This window comes from Mammaliicoccus sciuri, assembly GCF_002901825.1.
GTDB lineage: Bacteria > Bacillota > Bacilli > Staphylococcales > Staphylococcaceae > Mammaliicoccus > Mammaliicoccus sciuri.
Window position 1 is genome coordinate 139,407 of the sequence record NZ_PPQD01000028.1, and the last position, 21,017, is coordinate 160,423.

20 protein-coding genes are annotated in these 21,017 nt (G+C 33.2%); 12 read left to right on the forward strand and 8 right to left on the reverse strand.

All coding sequences use genetic code 11. The annotated features are described in order from the left end of the window. Window positions 1-150 precede the first annotated feature (150 nt). From fni to CD035_RS09420, 5 genes are all read left to right on the forward strand, one after another. Window positions 151-1,197: a type 2 isopentenyl-diphosphate Delta-isomerase gene (gene fni / locus CD035_RS09400; protein WP_048540481.1), complete on the forward strand. Its 1,047-nt coding sequence runs from the start codon at window positions 151-153 to the stop codon at window positions 1,195-1,197. A gap of 200 nt (window positions 1,198-1,397) precedes the next feature. After that, complete coding sequence (locus CD035_RS09405) at window positions 1,398-2,372, forward strand: SMP-30/gluconolactonase/LRE family protein (protein ID WP_048540480.1); 975 nt, start codon at window positions 1,398-1,400, stop codon at window positions 2,370-2,372. Window positions 2,373-2,489: 117 nt separating this feature from the next. Further along, the gene (gene mvk, locus CD035_RS09410) at window positions 2,490-3,413 is read left to right on the forward strand and encodes a mevalonate kinase (RefSeq protein WP_048540479.1); all 924 of its coding nucleotides are present in this window, start codon (window positions 2,490-2,492) and stop codon (window positions 3,411-3,413) included. Between the two features lie 5 nt (window positions 3,414-3,418). Then, a complete protein-coding gene (mvaD, locus tag CD035_RS09415; protein ID WP_103354241.1) occupies window positions 3,419-4,402 on the forward strand; it encodes a diphosphomevalonate decarboxylase in 984 nt (327 codons plus the stop codon). A gap of 12 nt (window positions 4,403-4,414) precedes the next feature. Next, window positions 4,415-5,491, forward strand: coding sequence for a phosphomevalonate kinase (locus CD035_RS09420; RefSeq protein WP_048540478.1), 1,077 nt, complete (start codon window positions 4,415-4,417; stop codon window positions 5,489-5,491). A gap of 410 nt (window positions 5,492-5,901) precedes the next feature. Here the strand turns inward: CD035_RS09420 and CD035_RS09425 are convergent, their stop codons facing one another. Beyond that, entirely contained in the window at window positions 5,902-6,372 is a 471-nt protein-coding gene (locus tag CD035_RS09425; protein WP_048540477.1) for a peptide-methionine (S)-S-oxide reductase, read from the reverse strand. A 25-nt stretch (window positions 6,373-6,397) separates the two neighbouring features. Further along, a complete protein-coding gene (locus CD035_RS09430) occupies window positions 6,398-7,222 on the reverse strand; it encodes a class I SAM-dependent methyltransferase (RefSeq protein ID WP_048540476.1) in 825 nt (274 codons plus the stop codon). Window positions 7,223-7,371: 149 nt separating this feature from the next. Here CD035_RS09430 and CD035_RS09435 point away from each other — a divergent pair, with 149 nt between their 5' ends. Then, window positions 7,372-7,848, forward strand: coding sequence for a GNAT family N-acetyltransferase (locus CD035_RS09435; RefSeq protein ID WP_162198885.1), 477 nt, complete (start codon window positions 7,372-7,374; stop codon window positions 7,846-7,848). A gap of 8 nt (window positions 7,849-7,856) precedes the next feature. Here the strand turns inward: CD035_RS09435 and CD035_RS09440 are convergent, their stop codons facing one another. Further along, window positions 7,857-8,708 carry an alpha/beta fold hydrolase gene (locus CD035_RS09440; protein WP_048540474.1) on the reverse strand — a complete coding sequence of 284 codons (852 nt, stop codon included), beginning with the start codon at window positions 8,706-8,708 and terminating at the stop codon, window positions 7,857-7,859. Window positions 8,709-8,842: 134 nt separating this feature from the next. On the opposite strand from CD035_RS09440, the gene spn reads away from it, so the two are divergent. From spn to trhO, 3 genes are all read left to right on the forward strand, one after another. After that, window positions 8,843-9,175, forward strand: a complete 333-nt coding sequence (gene spn / locus CD035_RS09445; RefSeq protein ID WP_048540473.1) for an SPIN family peroxidase inhibitor — start codon at window positions 8,843-8,845, stop codon at window positions 9,173-9,175. 191 nt (window positions 9,176-9,366) lie between these two features. After that, complete coding sequence (locus tag CD035_RS09450) at window positions 9,367-9,843, forward strand: MarR family winged helix-turn-helix transcriptional regulator (RefSeq protein WP_048540472.1); 477 nt, start codon at window positions 9,367-9,369, stop codon at window positions 9,841-9,843. Window positions 9,844-10,077: 234 nt separating this feature from the next. After that, on the forward strand, window positions 10,078-11,025 hold the full coding sequence (trhO, locus tag CD035_RS09455) for an oxygen-dependent tRNA uridine(34) hydroxylase TrhO (protein WP_048540471.1): 948 nt from the start codon (window positions 10,078-10,080) through the stop codon (window positions 11,023-11,025). Window positions 11,026-11,201: 176 nt separating this feature from the next. On the opposite strand, the gene CD035_RS09460 is transcribed toward trhO, so the two are convergent. The 5 genes from CD035_RS09460 to CD035_RS09480 all read right to left on the reverse strand — a co-directional run bounded on the left by CD035_RS09460 (window position 11,202) and on the right by CD035_RS09480 (window position 17,442). Then, on the reverse strand, window positions 11,202-12,509 hold the full coding sequence (locus CD035_RS09460; protein ID WP_048540470.1) for a CitMHS family transporter: 1,308 nt from the start codon (window positions 12,507-12,509) through the stop codon (window positions 11,202-11,204). 146 nt (window positions 12,510-12,655) lie between these two features. Beyond that, window positions 12,656-13,168: a YfiT family bacillithiol transferase gene (locus CD035_RS09465; RefSeq protein ID WP_048540576.1), complete on the reverse strand. Its 513-nt coding sequence runs from the start codon at window positions 13,166-13,168 to the stop codon at window positions 12,656-12,658. Between the two features lie 148 nt (window positions 13,169-13,316). Next, window positions 13,317-15,653, reverse strand: a complete 2,337-nt coding sequence (locus CD035_RS09470) for an immune inhibitor A domain-containing protein (RefSeq protein ID WP_048540575.1) — start codon at window positions 15,651-15,653, stop codon at window positions 13,317-13,319. Window positions 15,654-15,830: 177 nt separating this feature from the next. Then, window positions 15,831-16,349 (reverse strand): transcription repressor NadR, encoded by a 519-nt coding sequence (locus CD035_RS09475; protein WP_025907553.1) that lies wholly within the window; start codon window positions 16,347-16,349, stop codon window positions 15,831-15,833. A 4-nt stretch (window positions 16,350-16,353) separates the two neighbouring features. Continuing rightward, window positions 16,354-17,442, reverse strand: a complete 1,089-nt coding sequence (locus CD035_RS09480; protein ID WP_048540469.1) for a cysteine desulfurase family protein — start codon at window positions 17,440-17,442, stop codon at window positions 16,354-16,356. Between the two features lie 88 nt (window positions 17,443-17,530). Between CD035_RS09480 and CD035_RS09485 the strand changes: the two genes are divergently transcribed. From CD035_RS09485 to nadA, 3 genes are read left to right on the forward strand one after another with little or no spacing between them, the layout of a single operon-like run. Next, window positions 17,531-19,105 (forward strand): L-aspartate oxidase, encoded by a 1,575-nt coding sequence (locus CD035_RS09485; RefSeq protein ID WP_048540468.1) that lies wholly within the window; start codon window positions 17,531-17,533, stop codon window positions 19,103-19,105. Further along, window positions 19,056-19,889 carry a carboxylating nicotinate-nucleotide diphosphorylase gene (gene nadC / locus CD035_RS09490; RefSeq protein ID WP_048540467.1) on the forward strand — a complete coding sequence of 278 codons (834 nt, stop codon included), beginning with the start codon at window positions 19,056-19,058 and terminating at the stop codon, window positions 19,887-19,889. The genes CD035_RS09485 and nadC overlap by 50 nt, the downstream gene beginning before the upstream one ends. After that, window positions 19,890-20,990, forward strand: coding sequence for a quinolinate synthase NadA (nadA, locus tag CD035_RS09495; RefSeq protein ID WP_048540466.1), 1,101 nt, complete (start codon window positions 19,890-19,892; stop codon window positions 20,988-20,990). Window positions 20,991-21,017 lie beyond the last annotated feature (27 nt).

Here is a 21,017-nt window from a genome sequence, read left to right on the forward strand (position 1 = left end):
AATTGTTTGATTGATTTTTCAGGTATTTGGAAAAAGATTTAGAAGCGGATTGTATAACAATGTTTAGTTTATATTCAATTATACAACTGCTATAATGTGTATTAAGATAAAATATATCATTAAACATATAGACGCACGGAGGATAAATGAATGGACGACTCATTAAGAAGCAAAAGGAAGAATGAACATATTCAGCTGGCATTAGATACGTATTCACCAGTTAGTACTGATTTTGATAAAGTACAGCTTATACATCAATCCATTCCTTCTATTAATAAAAATCAAATTGATTTATCAGTAAAATTTCCGCATTTCACTTTTAAATACCCTATTTATATCAATGCGATGACGGGTGGAAGTGAAAGAGCAGCAACTATTAACAAAGAGTTAGCTCAAATCGCTAAAGCTTGTAACATACCTATGGCAGTAGGTTCTACACATTCAGCTCTAAAAGACCCTAACGCTGAATCAAGTTTCACAGTAGTACGTGACGAAAATCCTGAAGGTCTAATATTTAGTAATGTTGGAGCAGATATTGAATATGCAAAAGCTAAGAAATCAATAGAACTTTTAAATGCTGATGCCTTACAAATTCACGTCAATGCACCTCAAGAACTTATAATGCCTGAAGGTGATACTGAATTTGAAAATTGGTTAACGAACATTCAAGAAATTCAAGATAATATTGATATACCAGTGATCATCAAAGAAGTTGGTTTCGGTATGAGTGCTGAAACGATTCAAAAAGTTAAAGATATTGGCATTCAATATGTAGATGTCAGTGGTAGAGGCGGTACGAATTTTGCGGACATTGAAAATCAAAGAAGACCATTAAAAGATATGGCATTCTTAAATCAATGGGGACAAAGTACTGTTCAAAGCTTATTAGAAGCACAATTATTAAATGCAGATATTCACATATTAGCTAGTGGTGGCGTTAAAAACCCACTCGATGCCATTAAGTCTCTTGTACTAGGCGCAGAAGCTGTTGGCTTATCTGGATATGTTCTCAAATATTTAGATGCTTATGGCGTAGAAGATACAATTGAACATATGAAACAATTTATAGAACAAATGCATGTCATTGCTAATTTATTGAATGCATCAAACGTATCTGATTTAAAATCAGTCAGCTATGTATTGTCTCCAGAATTACAGACATATGTAGAACAACGCGTGAAATCAATTAAAGCTTAATCATAAAAAACAGCTTTTCTTCTTGTCGAAAAGCTGTTTTTTATATGACTATAATATCTCAAACATCATTCATATTTTTCGCAATTTAATATTCATTTTCATTGTAAGTTAAAAGTGATAATATTAAACATATATATTAAACATATCTTTAAAGTACATGTGTACTTTTCTATATTGTACAACTTAAAGGAGAGATTATCATGTCTGATCAACATATACCATCTTTATATTATACGGAAGCTTCAAAAAGTGCTGTACCGCTACTTGCGCATGAACAGCACTTGCAAACTGTAACAGCTGAACCTTGGCTCAAAATTTCTGATGAAGGTCTTCAATTAGAAGGTTTATGCTTTGATAGAAATCATAATCTTTTCTTATGTGAAGTATTTGGCGGAACTATTTTCCGCATAGATTTACCTGAGAAAAAAGTTAATACAGTATTTAAATCTGAGAAAACTAACCCGGCTTCTGTTAAAATACATAAAGACGGACGATTATATATGTCTTATTTAGGTGACTTCAAAAGTTCTGGTGGTATTTTTGCTACTGATCCAGACGGCAAAAATCCACAAAGTATCGTTTCTGATATCGATACAGAATATTGCGTTGATGATTTAGTATTCGATAGTAAAGGTGGATTCTACTTTACTGATTTTAGAGGATATTCTACAAATCCACTTGGTGGCGTATATTATGTCTCACCTGATCATCAAACGATTACACCTATTATTCAAAATATCGCAGTAGCAAATGGTATTGCATTAAGTACTGATGAACGTGTACTATGGGTGACTGAAACAAATGCGAATAGATTACATCGTATTTCATTGGAAGAAGATGGTGTAACAATCGAACCTTTTGGTGCATCTATTCCATATCATTTTACAGGTCATGAAGGTCCAGATTCTTGTTGTATTGATAGTGACGATAATCTGTATGTTGCTATGTATGGTCAAGGTAGAGTACTTGTCTTTAACAAAAGTGGTTACCCTATCGGTCAAATATTAATGCCAGGTCGTGACCAAGGGCATATGTTAAGATCGACACATCCTGCATTTATACCAGGTACAAATCAATTAATTATTTGCGCCAATGATATAGAACGTGGTGGCGATTCTTGGTTATTTATAGCAAAAGGCTTCGCAAAAGGTCATAATAGCTATCAATTTCATTAAAAATTGTAATTATTGCACATTAATTAGTTAAAGTTTTTGAATATATGGTGACAGAGCTTTATAATAATAAAGTGTTTAACAAAAATAAAATAAGAAATACTAAAGGTGATTGAAAATATGGCACAAATAGGATACGGGGAAGCAAATGGGAAAGTTATTTTAATAGGAGAACATGCTGTTACTTTTGGGCAACCAGCAATAGCGATTCCATTTACAACAGGTAAAGTGAACGTAACTATCCAATCACTTAACGCTGGTGATACTTCATATATTAATAGTGATGTATTTGAAGGAACATTACAAACAGCTCCTGAACATATTAAATCTGTTATTTCAAGATTTATCGATAAACATCATATCAAAGAGCCTATAAATGTTAAATTCGAAACAAATCTCCCCCCTTCAAGAGGATTAGGTTCCAGTGCTGCTATGGCTATCGCCTTTGTAAGAGCAAGTTATGATTATATAGGAGAGCCTCTTTCTGACGAATTATTAATAGAAGAAGCGAATTGGGCAGAACAAATCGCTCATGGCAAACCGAGTGGCATCGATACACAAACGATTGTCTCTAATAAACCAGTATGGTTCCACCAAGGAAAAGTAACTACTTTAAAACCATTATCCATAAACGGCTATATGGTCGTGATAGATACAGGTGTTCAAGGTTCTACTAAACAAGCAGTCGAAGATGTCCACCAATTATGTGATCATAACGAACAATATATGCAGTACATAGAGCATATCGGTACGCTCGTATATGATGCTAATGAAGCAATCGAACATCATGATTTCACACAATTAGCACACGTATTTGAACGTGCACAAGAAAATTTACGCAAGTTAACAGTTAGTCATGACAATATTGAAGCATTACTTGAAATAAGTAAATTACAAGGTGCAACTGCTGGCAAGCTTACAGGCGGCGGCCGAGGTGGCAGCATGATTGTACTCGCTCAAAATCTCGACATTGCTGAAAAAATTGCAACAAGTGCTGAAAAATTCGGTGCTCATCATACTTGGATTGAAAATTTAGGAGGTTAACGAGATTGAATATGAGTGGTAAAGCCCGTGCGCACACAAATATTGCTTTAATTAAATATTGGGGAAAAGCCGATGAATCACTTATCATCCCCATGAATAATAGCTTATCCGTTACGCTTGATAAATTTTATACAGAAACAAAAGTAACATTTAGTCCTGAATACACGAAAGATATACTCGTTCTAAATGGTGAAGAAGTAAACGAAGAACAATCGAAGAAAATTTATCAGTTTATGAACCTTGTAAGAAAACGTAGTCATACTTCACACTATGCTCATATTGAAAGTGTCAATTATGTTCCTACAGCAGCAGGTCTTGCTTCATCAGCAAGTGCATTTGCAGCCCTTGCAGGAGCTTGTAACGAAGCACTTAACTTAAATATGTCTGATAAAGATTTATCAAGACTAGCTAGAAGAGGTTCAGGCTCAGCTTCTAGAAGTATTTTTGGTGGATTTGCTGAATGGGATAAAGGTCACGACGACGAAACCTCATATGCACACGCAATCGATGCACAAGGTTGGGAAGAAGATTTATCAATGGTATTTGTTGTCATCAATAACCAATCTAAAAAAGTATCTAGTCGTTCAGGCATGTCCCATACAAGAGACACATCTCGTTTCTACCAATATTGGTTAGATCATGTTGATGAAGATATTGCATCAGTTAAAGAAGCGATACGTAACAAAGACTTCAAACATTTAGGTGAAGTTATCGAAGAAAATAGCTTACGCATGCACGCTACTAATTTAGGTGCAGAGCCACCTTTCACATACTTAGTACCAGAAAGTTATGAAGTTATGGATATTGTACATCAATGTAGAAAAGCTGGATATCCATGCTATTTCACAATGGATGCAGGTCCAAATGTTAAAATATTAGTCGAAAAGAAAAACCAGCAATTTATAATAGACGCTTTACTTAAATCTTTTAATAAAGAACAAGTTATTGCGAGTGATATTACAAACACAGGAATTGAAATTATTGAGTAAGGAAGAGATATAATGATTCAAGTCAAAGCGCCAGGAAAGCTGTATATTGCTGGAGAATATGCAGTAACAGAGCCTGGATATAAATCTGTCTTAATTGCAGTTGATCGATTTGTGACGGCAACAATTGAAGATACGAATTCATCATCAGGATTTATCCATTCTAAGACTTTACATCATGAGCCGATTACATTTACAAGAGAACAAGACAAAATCATCATTTCTGATAATGATGCTGCAGATCAGCTTAAATATATTACACAAGCTATAGAAGTCTTTGAACAATTTGCTAAAAGTTCCAATGTCACATTAAGACATTATAACTTAACGATTGACAGTAACCTCGATGATGCATCCGGTCATAAATATGGTTTAGGCTCTAGTGCTGCAGTATTAGTATCTGTTATCAAAGCTCTAAACGAATTCTATAACTTACAATTATCAAATTTATTTATTTATAAATTAGCTGTTATCGCTAATATGAAATTACAAAGTTTAAGTTCTTGCGGTGATATCGCAGTAAGTGTTTATACAGGTTGGTTAGTCTATAGTACTTTTGATCACGTTTGGGTCAAACAACAAATAGAAGAAACATCTGTAATGGACGTACTATATAAAAACTGGCCAGGCTTACACATAGAACCACTTCAAGCACCAGAGCATATGGAAGTATTAATCGGTTGGACAGGCTCACCCGCTTCTTCACATCATTTAGTTAGTGAAGTAAAACGTTTAAAAGCAGACCCAACAATATATACACAATTTTTAGATCAATCACAGAAATATGTTGAACAACTAATTAAAGCATTTAAGACAAATAATATACAAGGTGTTCAAGATACAATTAGAAAGAATCGTACCGTTATACAATATTTAGATTCATTCGCTACAATAGATATCGAAACACCACACCTTAAAAAATTATGCGATATCGGAGAATCATACGGTGGCGCAAGTAAAACATCAGGAGCTGGCGGTGGTGACTGCGGTATCACAATTGTAGAAAACGATAGAAATAAACAAAAAATATACAATGAATGGTTGAGCAATGGCATTAAGCCACTTAACTTTAGTATTTATCATGGACAATAATATAAGTAAAGCTAGGACTTTGAACAAGTCCTAGCTTTTTTGTGGAAAAATATATGGTGAATGTTGCTAGTTAGAGCTATCTTGCAATATTCGGTCGCTCTATGTTGCTAGTCATGGCTGTCTTGCAATATTCAGCGCCTCTATGTTGCTAGTCATGGCCGTCTTGCAATTTTCGACGGTTCTATTTATCTTGTTTAGTCAGTCTTGATAAATACAGCGTCCTTATTTATCTTGTTTAGTCAGTCTTGATAAATACAACGTCCCTATTTATCTTGTTTCGCCTGTCTTGATAAATTCGAGGCGCCTATTTATCTTGTTTGGTCAGTCTTGATAAATACAAAGCTCCTATTTATCTTGTTTCACCTGTCTTGATAAATACAGCACCTCTGAACACATCTCTCATATTTCTTTTATTTATATTTATTCATCATTTCTTGGGAAATGTGACAATAATCGTCTGGGCATTTTTCTAAACGGTCTTGGTGTTCTTCTGCGCTTCGTACATAATTCTCTAAAGGTTTAACCTCAACTACAATTCGGTCTGCATCACTTCTATTTGCTATAAATTGGCGTGCAACTTTTAAATGATGCTCTTCTTCACTATAGACACCTGTTCGATATTTTAACCCGACGTCTTCACCCTGTTTGTTCACACTATATGGGTCTATGATTTCAAACAAGTATGTCATCAAATTTTCTACTTGAACGATTGCAGGATCAAATACAGTCTTTACACATTCTGCATAACCATCGTATACACCTTCAAGTGTACAACTACTTCCATTCGCCCTACCCGCTTCTGTCTCAACTACACCGGGTAACGTCTTTACAAAAGCTTGTACGCCCCATAAACAACCACCCGCTAAATATATCGTTTCCATAGCCAACTCCCACTACACTTTTATATTAAGTGTTTTTGATTAATACAATTTTATTATTAAATCGATTTTTAAGAAAGACTATATACTTAAACCATTTCAAATGTCGCCATCTATGTGGATATCTATCAAAATAATTATATTCTTTAACAACTTTCCAATTTCCTGGCAAAATATTTTTTAGTTCCACCACATTATTATAACCAAACTTAAATAATGGTTTACTAGAAAGCTTAGAGACAGATGGATGATGATTTGTATGTTTAGTCATAAACTTTGAGCAAAATTCTGAAGCAATTACTAATTGATGCTTGTCAAATGACCGAGCAATTTCTTTATACAAAGCTTCAATTTCTTCTTTCTCAAAATACATTAACACACCTTCAAATATTATTAAAATATCACTATCTTCTTTAAAATGTACATTACTCTTAACACTATCAATCCAAGTATAATCAAACATAGACTTATTAATCATTTTATAAAAATATGTTTCATTAAAAAATTGTTTTCTAAGATTTATACTTCCCGGCAGATCAATATCAATCCATGGAATATTGGTCAATTTCAATCGACTGAAACGCGTATCTAACCCACATCCAATATTGATAATAAATGGATGATTAGCATGATTAATAAAGTTTATAACAATTTCATCTAAAATCTCAGTCCTAATACTAATACCAAGCTGTGATCGCCAGTCCACATATGTATCAAGTACAAGATCATCTATTTCTTTTATTATTTTAACAGATAAAGGATCATCGATAATTGGCATATCACTTAAAGTCTCTCTCGCCTTAGCAGCAAGTGGTATTAACATAGATTCAGGTATTCCTTTTAATTCTGACATACCATAGCCCCCCACTAGAATTTTAAATTTATTATTGCACATTGTTAAAAAATGTCAATTTAAACTTTTTATTCTTTTTAAGGAAGGATATTCAAATTATGATAAAATACAATAAACTAAAATCTAAAAAATCAAATTGGAGGACTACTATGAAATTAATTGCATATAACGATAATCATTATGATAAAGTGCAGTCATATCAAATGGATGATTCACAATTGCAGTTTACAAAGTCTCCACAAGAAAATATTGAACTGGCAGCACAAAATAAAAATAGACATTGCATATTAGGATTAACAGAAGATGATAATCTGGCTGTATTCTTCGTCTTGCATGAACATAGCGAGTTTACAAAGTACTTTTCAACACCTGATGAATCCACAATTTTTGTAAGATCATTATCAACAGATAAACGATACTTAAGACAAGGTTACGCAAAACAAAGCTTACAACAACTCAATCATTACTTATCAGAACATATGCCAGATATAAATCACATTACACTCTTAGTTGATATCCCAAATCGAATTGCATATGAGCTATATAATAAATTAGGCTTTGTAGATACCGGCGTAGAAATAAATAACGATGGTGATTTAACAATATTAATGGAGAAGCATTTATGAGAAGTTGATTAGCAACTTTTTCTACTTGAAGAAACTATATCCTCAACATAATTTATAAATTTTTCTTTTTCTTCAAAGAAAGGATAATGATTACTTTCATAAAATGTTTCTAATTGTGCATTAGGCATGTTAAGTGACACCTCTTCACTAAATTCATATGGACATTGTGCATCATAAATCCCACAATATATATAAGCTACAGTTTCTGTATCTCTTAATTGATTAGTAATATTATAGTAAGGTAGTTCTTCACTAAAATAATTCAGTCTATCTGACAAGACTTTTCCACTTTGTTTTATATTAATCATTTCATAGTAAGCATCCTTTTGATGTAAAGACATCATAATCCACTCTTTATTTAAAGCTCTTTTTTCTTCAATACTAGTTTCTGGGTTTTCTAGCAACTTAAATATTTCCATCAATCGATTATGATTCGGGTTAGTTTCATTATATATACTTTTTGCATGATTCATATACTCGCCAGAAGCTGCAATTCCACCAGCAATAATTTTCTTTAAAGATTTAGGATATAATATCGCATAATATAATGCTAAAAAACCTCCAGTAGAATGCCCTGCCATAGTCCATTTCTTAATTCCTAATTTTTCTTTGATACTTTCCAAATCTCGAACAGTATCTTTCATACTATATGTACAGTCTTTTGTAATACCGTCTGAGCTACCAGCACCTCTAAGGTTAATTATATACACTGTATAATACTTACTTAATAATTGTGAAAAGTAGTCACCATTTTCATTAAATTGACTATAATGGTGCGTATATATTAATGGTTCTCCATTGCCCTTTTTAAAGACTTCAAACTTGCCTCTTTTGGCATACACATGAAACTTTTCGAACATTTTCTTCTCCCCTTTTTAAATTATCCCCTATTTCTTAACTCATTCTTAACTATTATTAAATAACTTTTAACTGCCTATTTTTTTGGAATTTTTATATTATAATCAACTCATCAAATGATTGGAGATGGTTATATATGAAATTCAAAAAATTAATTCCTGTTACTTTATCTGCTGTTATTTTAGGTTTTGGTGCGATTAGTATTACTGATTCTCATCATGCTGATGCTAGAACGTATTCTCAAAATGGATTAACGCTTCATGATGATACGCGCTTACCTTTCCATACTGATCAAGATTTAGCTACTCTATTAAGTAAAGATACTGATGCATTAACTAAAAAGCAACTTATTGATTATTTTAAATTATTAGGCTTTAAAAATGTAGGACAAGTTATTAAAACTGCTGAAAAGCAAAACATTGATGTTTCTGCTTTTTATAAATATAGAAATCATAAAGGCTGGAAATAGGAAATAAAGAGTTGAATGGCATAATTCATGTCATTCAACTTTTTATGTGAATTTACATATTATGATTCACATACATTTAATTGTGCTTAACAACTAAACTTTTTTATACTATTTAAGAAATTTTACTTTTTTTATAATTGAAAGTTTGGTAAAATCTTAATGCATTAATTAATTTAATGGAGGAATACAATATGGAAAATATAGAGAAAGAAGAGTTATTACAAGATTTTAAAACTAAGCTTTTACGATTGAATACTAATTTTAAATTTCTATGTGGACATGTTGCTAATAGTAATGGTTATTCATTAAATTACCTGAACTTATTGTATTTTATTAGTGAAAATGAAGGTATGACTTTAGCTGGACTTGCCGAATCCTTAGACATGGATAAAGGAAATTTAAGTCGATTATTAAATGAACAAATTAGAGAAGGCTATGTAGAAAAGAAAATGGATCCTCAAGATAATAGAAAAATTCATGTCTTTATAACAGAAGTTGGTAGTGAAAAAATTAAAGAATTAAATAAAATATGTATCACAAATCTAGATCACTTGTTAAAAATATTACCTAATGAAGAATTTACGAACTTCATTTCCACTTTAGATAAATTAGACAATCATTTTAGTAATTACGCAAAAGTAATTAAAGACGGGGAACTCCAAGTTTAACTTCATAAAAAATAGTCAATATTACTCCAATTCGACCTCAAACTCACTTTTAAGAAAGATAAAAACGATTTCATATTATTTTACAAAATCAAACAATTGAAAAATGCAACTTTTTTGATACAATATAATGAGGATAAAAATGTGCATTCATATAAAAATTATTCCATATCAACTAGATACTTTCAAATTGACATATCATATAAATAAAAAAAGAGAATTAGAGGAGATAAGAAAATGGATTATAGAGTACTATTGTTTTATAAATATACAACAATTACTGACCCCGAAACTTTTGCAGCAGAACATTTAGAATTTTGTAAAGAGCTTGATCTTAAAGGACGTATTTTAGTAGCAACTGAAGGTATCAACGGGACACTTTCAGGTACGAAAGCTGACACGGATAAATACATGGAACAAATGAAAGCAGACGAAAGATTTGAAGGTATTACATTCAAAATCGATGAAGCAGAAGGACATACTTTCAAGAAAATGCACGTGCGTCCAAGACCAGAAATCGTAGCATTAGACTTAGAAGATGATGTAAACCCTAGAGAATTAACTGGTAACTACTTATCACCAAAAGAATTTAAAGAAGCTTTATTAGAAGAAGATACAATCGTAATTGATGCAAGAAATGATTACGAATACGACTTAGGACACTTCCGCGGTGCAATTCGTCCAGATATAACAAGATTCAGAGATTTACCAGACTGGATTAAAGAAAATAAAGAACAATTTATGGATAAGAAAATCGTCACTTATTGTACAGGTGGTATCCGTTGTGAAAAATTCTCAGGATTCTTATTAAAAGAAGGTTTCGAAGACGTAAGCCAATTAGAAGGCGGAATCGCAACATATGGTAAAGATCCAGAAACTAAAGGTGAATTCTGGGACGGTAAAATGTACGTATTCGATGAAAGAATTAGCGTAGACGTAAACCAAGTTGAAAAAACAGTAGTCGGTAAAGAATGGTTCGACGGCACACCATGTGAAAGATACATTAACTGTAGTAACCCAGAATGTAACCGTCAATTCTTAGTTACAGAAGAGAACGAACACAAATATCTTGGTGCATGCTCCCACGAATGTGCATCACACGAAAGAAACCGTTACGTAAAAGCACACAACATTAGCGAAGAAGAAAAAGCAAACCGCTTAGAAAACTTTAAAGTATTAGTATAAAAAAATATCACTAAATAACCCCCTTACTACGCAACTAGTAAGGGGGTTTGGTGATGCCTATGGAAATTATGTATCATTTATTATACTACATCTCCTAAAATTTGTAAATAAACTGGTTTATAAATAGACATCTCTTACTTTCAAATTATTTCATTTAAACAAACACTATTCGACTATTAAAACGAAATAACGCCTATTATTCCAGCAACAAATATCATAAACACTGAGGAACCTATTGCCCACTTCATCACAACTTTTTGGTTTGTACCATAATCTATGCCTAACATACCGACTAATAAATAACCGGCGGCGTAAAGCGGACTTAATACGTGTAATGGTTGTCCTAATATCGATGCTCTTGCCATTTCAGCTTTTGCTACACCGAATTGTTGGGCAGACTCTGCTAAGATTGGCAATATACCATAATAAAATGGATCATTGGCCATAAAATATGTGAATGGCATACTTAAGATTGCTGTGATGAGTGCAAAGTGATTCCCCATTGATTCAGGAATAACATTTACTAATGCTTTTGCCATCTCATCTACCATTTCTGTACCATTCATAACCCCTGTGAAAATTCCAGAAGCAAACACTAACCCTACAACTGCTAATACATTGCCTGCATGACGTTTAATCAATTCAGATTGCACTTCAAGGCTTGGATAATTGATTAATAATGCAATTGCAAAACCAATCATGAATAATACTGGAATTGGTAAGAAACTTGTAATCAATGCGATTAATAATAATATTGTTAAAAGTGCATTAACAATCACAATTTTTGGTCTTAATAATGCTTTTTCATCTTCATCTGTACCATTAGAATTATGCATTTCATCAAGTGTTAAACTTAAATGATTTTTAATACCGACTCTTTTTCTTTCTTTAACACCTAATACATAAGCTGAAAATACAGCAAATAGTATACCAGCTATCATTACTGGAATAATCGGTGTAAATACTTCTTCAGTCGTTAACTGTAGCGAAGAAATCGCTCTAGCAGTTGGTCCACCCCATGGTGTCATATTCATAACGCCAATAGATAGTAATGCTAACGTTGATAATATGTATAAGTTCATGCCCATTTTCTTATATAAAGGAAGCATAGCCGTAACGGTAATTATAAATGTTGTCGTGCCATCTCCATCTAACGCAACTAGTGATGCTAAAGCAACTGTTCCAATTGTAATCTTAACTGGATCACCTTTAACTGCTTTCATAATCGCCTCAATAACAGGATTAAATAATCCTGCGTCAATCATAACCCCAAAGTATAAAATTGCGAATACGAGCATAATACCCGTTGGTGCCACTGTTAATAGTCCATCCACCATATATTCGCCTAATTTTGAATAAAATCCTCCAATCAGTCCGAAAACTGTTGGCACTATAATTAATGCTGCTAAAGCTGACATCTTTTTGCTCATAATGAGAATCATAAAAATGATTACCATTATGAATCCAAGTATTGCCAAATTCATGATGTTGTACCCCCTCTATTGTATTTTATTATTGTAAGCGTTTTTATAAATATTCGCAATAGACTATTTTAAAAATTTTCAGAATATTAATTACCATTTTTTAATATAAAAAATACCATCCAAATATAATTTGGACGGTATTATGATTAATTACTTAAAGCTAATTTAATATGTGCTAAATGATGTTCTTCGTGCCATGATAATTTAGCGATTTTAAAGGCTACTGTTGTTTCGCCATTATCTTCATGAATGAATGCGCGTTGCAGTTGTTCTTCAGATAAACTTCGTCCAACTGCAACTATCCGTTCATTAATACCTTCTAACATTCTAAGTGAACATTCGATAGGTAATTCATTATCTGGTAATTCAATCCATTTTTCTTGATCAAAACCAACTATTGTCGGCTTTCTATCATCAGTCAAAGCAATCTTCAAACGTTGATACATATTAAGTTGAGAATCAGCTATATGATGGACAAGCTGTCTAACTGTCCAACTACCTTCTCTGTACTTTTTCTTTAATGCTTCGTCGTTTAATCCATCAACAACTTTTCTTAATCGATTTGCGTAGTTACCAATCTCATCTAACCACTGATTAATATCATTCATTGTTACTTTTTCAGGTAATTCTAATTCTCCAATTGGAAATCTTACATCCACAATAATCACCCTTTTCATTAGATTAAATTCACCTTTATTATAGGTTATATTTATGATTAATGAAAATTAAACATATCGTGTCGTGCGGTAAATTATTAATTTCCAAAAACAGGAACACCAATTGGCGTTCCTGTTATAAGATTCATATTTATTTTGTAATTTTTACTTTACCGACTGAGTTGTCTTTACTTTTTGCTGATACTTCAAATTTCAAGCCATTATTCGGTAATAATACGCCTGCATCTTTTTGTCCTTGGTTTGAGTAATCTTGACTATCATCGAATACAGGGTTTTTCTTCGTTTTATTATCGTGTAGTTTATAGCCCTCTTCGTTTTTCAATTTTAATTTTGGTTGATGATCTAAACTAAATGCTGCATCTCTAATTTGGAATTGTGTTGTTGCTGGATCATCAGCTACACCTTTTTTCTTCCAATTCAATGCATTTTGGTCAGCATCTACAACGCTTATGAAACCTTGTCCTTGGTGAGAACTTACGTTGTTATCTGAGAAACTCTTATCAACGTACCAAACTGTTAAACCTTTGTTGTAAGACATCGTTCCGCCACCGCGTTTAATGTGTTGTAATCCTTTATCTGGTCCTGTAAAGTTTCTCCATTGTAATAAATAGTAGTTCTCATCATATCTATTACCATCACTTTGTTCGAAGCCTTGTAAATCAAATTTCGCTTTACCTTCTGCATTATCACTGAAGATGTTTTGTCCATCTTCTGAAGTTACTTTAACTTTATCGACAAACCAACCTGGGTTTGTTTCAAATTTATCTGTTACATATAAGAATCTTAATTTTACTTTTTTACCATCATATTTTGATAAATCAAATTTAGCATTAACATATCCTTCAGACTGACCATCAATACCATTACCTTGGTTCTGTCCACTCTCTGATGGGTCATCATTGTTCGTAATATTACCTGCTACGTTTTCCCAATTTTGACCATCGTCAGTAGATACTTGAACATAACCATAGTCAAATCCTTGTTCTATATCATACCAAGTCTTAAATTTTAACGTACTTGATTTAGCAGAACTTAAATCTAATGCAGTTTCCATAGAATATTGAGAATCATCATCTGCACCACTCCAGTATGCTTTCTTACCTTGAATTGGCTTTTGAATTAAAGTCGATTTGTCAGGGAGCTTAACTTTTATCGCATCATTGTTTGTGCCTTTAGTAGATGCTTCATCTATAAGTTCTGACGTTTCACCTTTAAATTCAGATGCATTGATTTCATTACCTGTTTGCCAATTACCACCATGTAATTGTTGAAGCATTTCTTTCATGTATGGATCAAATCCAGTCGGTTCAGTACCTGGAACAGTACCTGCCCAACTACCTGATGACATAATAGACCAGAATGAAACGGGTTCACCTTTACCTGAATACTCAGTATCATATTCATCTGGTAATCCTAAGTCGTGTCCAAATTCATGAGAGAACACACCTGCTGCACCATCTTCAGGTTGAACGGTGTAATCAATTGCTGCTAATTTCCCATCAAATTGATCAAGCCCTGAATCAGTACCAGGAATTGTGTAAGGTTCACCTTTATCATCAAAATCAAGTGACCATCTATGTGACCAAATGGCATCTGTTCCTAATTTACCGCCACCCGCTTCTTCACCAGGACCAGAGTGTACAATCATAATGTGATCAATGATACCATCTTTCTCATCATAAACACCATCACCATCAATATCATCACGATCCCATTGGTCATAATCACTTAAATTAATATCTGGATCTTTCGCTGCTTGTTCTAGCGCTTCTTTAATCAATTCTTTCGGTTTACCATCGCTGCCACTTTCGTCTGGCACATTCCCACCATAATAACTTGCAGGATGTTTAGCTTTATACCAACCATGCACTTTTCCATCTATATCATAACTACCACCAGATTGGTTTTTGTAATACTGTTTCATACTCATTAAATTCTCGCCATTTGGACCTTTATAGCCATTTTCTCCAAATACCATATCTTGAAAATGAGAAACTGGGTAATCATCATAGTACATATCCGTTTCATCTTTTGTAATCGAACTATGAGGATAATCTGGAAATTCCATCGCTAATACTAACACTTTATCTTGTCGTACTTTACCTTTATATTTTTCTTCTTCAACATTATCAACACGTTTACCGTTGTTTTTCTTTTTATACATTTCTTTTTGATTCTTATTTAATGGTTCTAAACGCTTACCATTGTTCCCCTTGTTATACTTCTTATCAAAAAGCCCTTTATTCGGTATGTATTTTTGATGATATTGCTCACCTTTACCATCCATATACTCTCTGATTTTCTTGTTTTTCTGTTCAGGTGTTTCAGTTGATTCAATGACACCTTCTTTTTCTAATGTTTCGAGTAACCTGTCTTCATTTGGTGCGACACTATTTGCAGATGCTTGAGTAGCAAATGCAGGTAGTGCAATCAGAGCACTTAATGAAGCAACTGATAACTTTTTCATAAATAAATTCACTTTAAAAAATCCCCCTTATTTATCTAATCTATATACATTATATACATATTCCCATAAAATAGTAGTGAGAATTCTAAAAATTCTAATTTTTCTTTTTAATATATCTAAATAATATACCTCCGTATAATTTTACATTAAGCAAATTATACGGAGGTATATTGTTGGTTATTCTACAATAAATTGGTGTTCTTTTAAATCTCTTACAGCATTGTCTAAAATCTTTTCAGTATGTGCAGAAATCGTATGTAAATGAAGGTTATCTGTTAAGTGTGCTAACATTTGTCCTTCAAACTTTTCCATTTCACTAATGAATTTTGATAAATCTTCATACGTTTCAATCATTAAATCTGCTTTAATACTACCATATACAGGATGATCAATTGCAACATCATCAATCATTGCCCCATTATCCAATATAAGCTTTAACTCTTCTTCCATTCTGTCATTATCATGTTGGCAAACAATGACACGTTTATATCTTTTACCACATTGTACATTATTAACAACATAACCACGACTTGTTGAATCAATATTATAATTTTGTGATTTCAATATAGAAATATCTTTCACAATAATCTGTCTCGAAACATCAAATTGTTGACTCAATTGTTTACCGCTGATTGGTTCATCTGAAGATTCGAGTAATTGTAAAATTTGCTCTCTTCTTTTAAAAGGGTTATTCATTTCACTAATCTCCTCTTATAGCTGTTTTTAAATGGTGCAAACAAGTATCTATGTCATTTCTAGTCGTAAATTTCCCAATAGACAAACGTATATATTGGTCATACGTTTTCTCAGGTATTGAATCTATTTTAACTTGTAAACCACTACTTAACAATGCGCCATGACCACATGCAGTGCCTGTCGAAACACATATATTTCTATTCGACAAATATTGCATAATATATTGCCCTTCATATATCGGTGTTAATACTGCAATAATATGTGGTGCTTGCGCTTTGTAAACAATAGGTGTAAATGACAAGTCACTTAATTGTTCGATGAAGTATTGTTGTAAATTTTGCATATGTTCAATACTTGGTAATATTGATAATGCTTTTGTCATCGCGATAATACTTGGTGAATCTATTGTACCATTTTGTGTATACATTTCATGAAAGTAATGTTGATTTAAAGGCTTTACATACTCATGATTAATCATTAACACACCTGAACCTTTAGTACCGTGAAACTTATGACCTGAAAATGCATATGAACTGAACCATTTTACATTAATATCCTTTAATTTATGAACTGCTTGTACGCCATCAACATGCATTGAAATATTGTTATCCTGTGCCATTTGACTCAATTCTTCAACAGGCAATATATATCCAGTCTCAGAATTAACATGTTGAGCAATGATGAGCACAACATCATCCGTCATTAAGTCAGTCGTCTGTTCTAAATCTATTTCGCCATTGTTGTCTAAAGGCAACATAATGATATCAAAATCATCTTGATAAACTTCTAAAGCAGCATGTATAGAGGGGTGTTCATAAGGTGAAACGAGTACTTTACCGCCCTCCTTCTCTTTCAAAAAACTATGTATCGCAATTTCATTTGCATGAGAACCACTTCTTGTATAAATCACTTCTTTATCTGTTGAGAAGTAATCCTTTATAAATTGTTTACACTCATTCAATAACTGTCTAGTATGTACACCACCTATATGTAAACTTTCGCTATTGTAATATGCTTCACGCTGTATATCTTGATAGACATCCATCACTTGGCGATCAACCATTGTAGTTGATGCGTTATCTAAATAAATCAATTATAATCCCCCTCTTGTTATTTACGTTTCTTTGTGTCAATATATTGTATATAAAATGATAACATATATGTAAAGTTAGGTGTAAACTTTGAGAAAAGTCATTATAGTAGGTTCTGGCATCGCTGCATTAGCAGCTATACAGTCATTTAATGAGCAAACTGAAATTCATTGCATTACGAAAGATAAACTAAATCAACATAACAGTTCACTAGCTCAAGGCGGAATTTGTTGTTCTCAATACGAACATGACAATGGTTATGCGCATATTGTAGATACGTATAAAGCTGGCAATGAACTTGGAGATATTGATGTCATACAATCCATCATCCAACATAGTCATCGTTACATTGATCAACTCATTCAAAATGGATTGAATTTTGATACGATTACAAATCAACATGATTTAGATTTTGCGATGGAAGGTGCACATACTCGACCACGTATTTTACATATTGGTGGAGATCAAACAGGTAAATATTTAACGCACCATTTGATGAATCAATTATCATCCAAGCATATTAAGATTTATGAAGAAACTGAAGTAATCGATTTGTTGAAAGATACTGAACACGCTATTTGTGGTGTACGTGCCCTTGATAAACATGGACAACAACTTGATATCATAGCCCATGATGTCATTTTGGCTACAGGTGGTTACAGCAATTTATTCCCTACTCATTCAGGCGCATCCAGTTCAATAAGTTCAGGGCATGTTATCGCGCATCATCACGGCATTCCATTAAGGCATATGGAAATGATTCAATTTCATCCGACTTTACTCGGTAAGCCTGGACAAACATACGGTTTAGTTTCTGAAGCAGTAAGGGGGCATGGTGGTATTTTAGTCAATAGCCTTGGGGATCACTTTATGGAAGATAAACATCCTTTAGGCAGTCTCGCTCCTAGAGATGTGACAAGTAGAGCCATCTTTCAGCAACAACAACTTGGTCATCAATGCTTTATTAATATCGAACAAGTTGAAGCATTTTCTAATAGATTTCCAACGATTTATCAAAACGTCATTGAACATTTTCCAGATGAATATGCGCATCATCTCATTCCTATTACACCAGGTGCACACTATACAATGGGTGGCGTAAAAACTGATATTTATGGTCGAACGAACTTGAACCACTTTTACGTTATAGGAGAAGCGAGTAATACGAATTTCCATGGTGCAAATCGTCTAGCAAGTAATTCCTTATTAGAAGCACTTGTTATGGGACATCTTTGTGGGGAAGCTATTCATCAATCTGAAATAAGAGATATTCATATTAGCGAATCTGAGCAACGACATATTCCTAAAATAAGTGATGAAGACATACAATATTTTCGTCAACAAACTTTTAAAGTGTTAGGTATAGAGCGTCATGGTACAGACATTACAGCTTACTTAAATTCAATAAAAGATTGTCTTAGCAATGCGATGACTTTAGCTGAATGGACTCAATCAGATTGGCAGAAATATATAGAAGTAAAGACTTTAGAAATGATCTCTATATCAGCTTTAAGTCGTTCAGAATCACGCGGTGTACACTACAGATTAGATTATCCAAATACTGAATCAACACTACAACATACTGATATCGAAATACTAATGGAGGATTCAATTCATGCTAAACAAGTTATACGTCCAAGAAAAACTCAAACAATTTTACCTTGAAGATAACCATTATGGTGATTTGTCTTCAAGCTTATTCGACGCCACTCAACAAGGTACATTAACAATTTTAAGTAAATCAGAAGGCATATTTTGTGGTGAAATGATCATTCAAGAAAGTTTTAAACTGCTTGATGATGCTATTACGACCACTTTGTTCGTTCAAGACGGTACGTTCTTAGAGAAAGGTCAGAAGCTCGCTGTTATTAAAGGTAGCATTTCGACACTCTTGACGATGGAACGCATCACTTTAAATTTAATTCAAAGAATGTCAGGTATCGCTACAGCTACACATGAAATCGTCCAAAAGGTTCAGCATACAAACGTCAAAATTGTAGATACGAGAAAGACAACGCCAGGATTAGGTATGTTTGAGAAACATTCAGTATTTATTGGTGGTGGCTATAATCACCGTCGAACGCTTAATGATGGATTAATGTTAAAGGACAACCATATCAGTTTCAGTCCATCGATTCGTGAACTTGTTTCTAAAGCTAAGCAACATATCGGACCTATGGATAAAATTGAAATAGAAATTGAAGATGAACATACTTTAGATGAAGCCATTTTATCCAATGTGAATATCATCATGTTTGATAATTGCAAACCAGATTGGATTAAAGCACATATCACGAAAGTGCCTGAACATATACAAACTGAAGCATCGGGTAACATCAATATTAAGAATGTTGTTGATTACGCTGAAACGGGTGTCGATTATATTTCTATAGGTTCGTTATTTTATGAGCAACATGCATTAGATATCTCTGCAAAGGTGGTTATATAAATGTTTAATCTCACAATTGAGAATGCGCAATCTATCCCTGAAAAGTACATAAAAATGTCTCATAAAGAACTTGAAGACAAAATTAAATCTATTAAAGCTTCATTAGGTGATCGTTTATTTATGCCAACGCATCACTATCAAAAAAATGAAGTTGCGCAATTTGCTGACATTATGGGTGACTCTCTTGAACTCGCACGAATTTGTAAAGAGAATACAAAGGCTCAATATTTCGTCTTTAATGGTGTTCATTTTATGGCTGAAACTGCTGACATCTTGACTGACGATAATCAAGATATTTACTTACCTGATTTATCCGCTGGTTGCTCTATGGCAGATATGGCAAATATCGAACAAGCGCTTCATGGTTATGACATATTAACGAATCGTTTAGGTGATAATATTCTACCACTTACTTATGTGAACTCGACTGCTGCGATCAAGAAATTCGTCGGAGAAAATGGTGGTTCTTGTGTAACAAGTGGTAATGCTGACAGTGTGATTCAATGGGCTTTAGATCAAGATAAACGTATATTATTTTTACCTGACCAACATTTAGGTCGTAATACAGCTTATAAATTAGGTATCAAACTTGAGGAAATGGCTGTCTGGGATCCGATACAAAAGAAACTAGACTTCGATGGTCGTGATGAAGATATTAGAATCATCTTATGGAAGGGACATTGCTCTGTTCATGAAAAGTTCTATCCCATTCATATAGATCAAGCGCGACAAAAAAACCCAGACGTGAATGTTATTGTACACCCAGAATGCCAATTTGATATCGTACAAATGGCAGACTATGCAGGTTCAACTAAATATATTATCGACAAAATAAAAAATGCGCCAAAAGGTTCTCATTGGGTGATTGGTACTGAGATGAACCTCGTACAACGTTTAAAAGAAACATATACAGAAATTACGATTGAATCACTTAATCCGCTCATGTGTTCATGCTTAACAATGAATAGAATTGACTTACCCCATCTTGCATGGTGCTTAGATAAAATCATTGACGGAGAGCGATCAAACATTATTAAAGTCGATAAAGAAACATCGCATTTTGCGAAACAATCTTTAGAACGTATGTTAAGTATCGTTTAATAAAAAATAGCCTTTCACCTACAATAC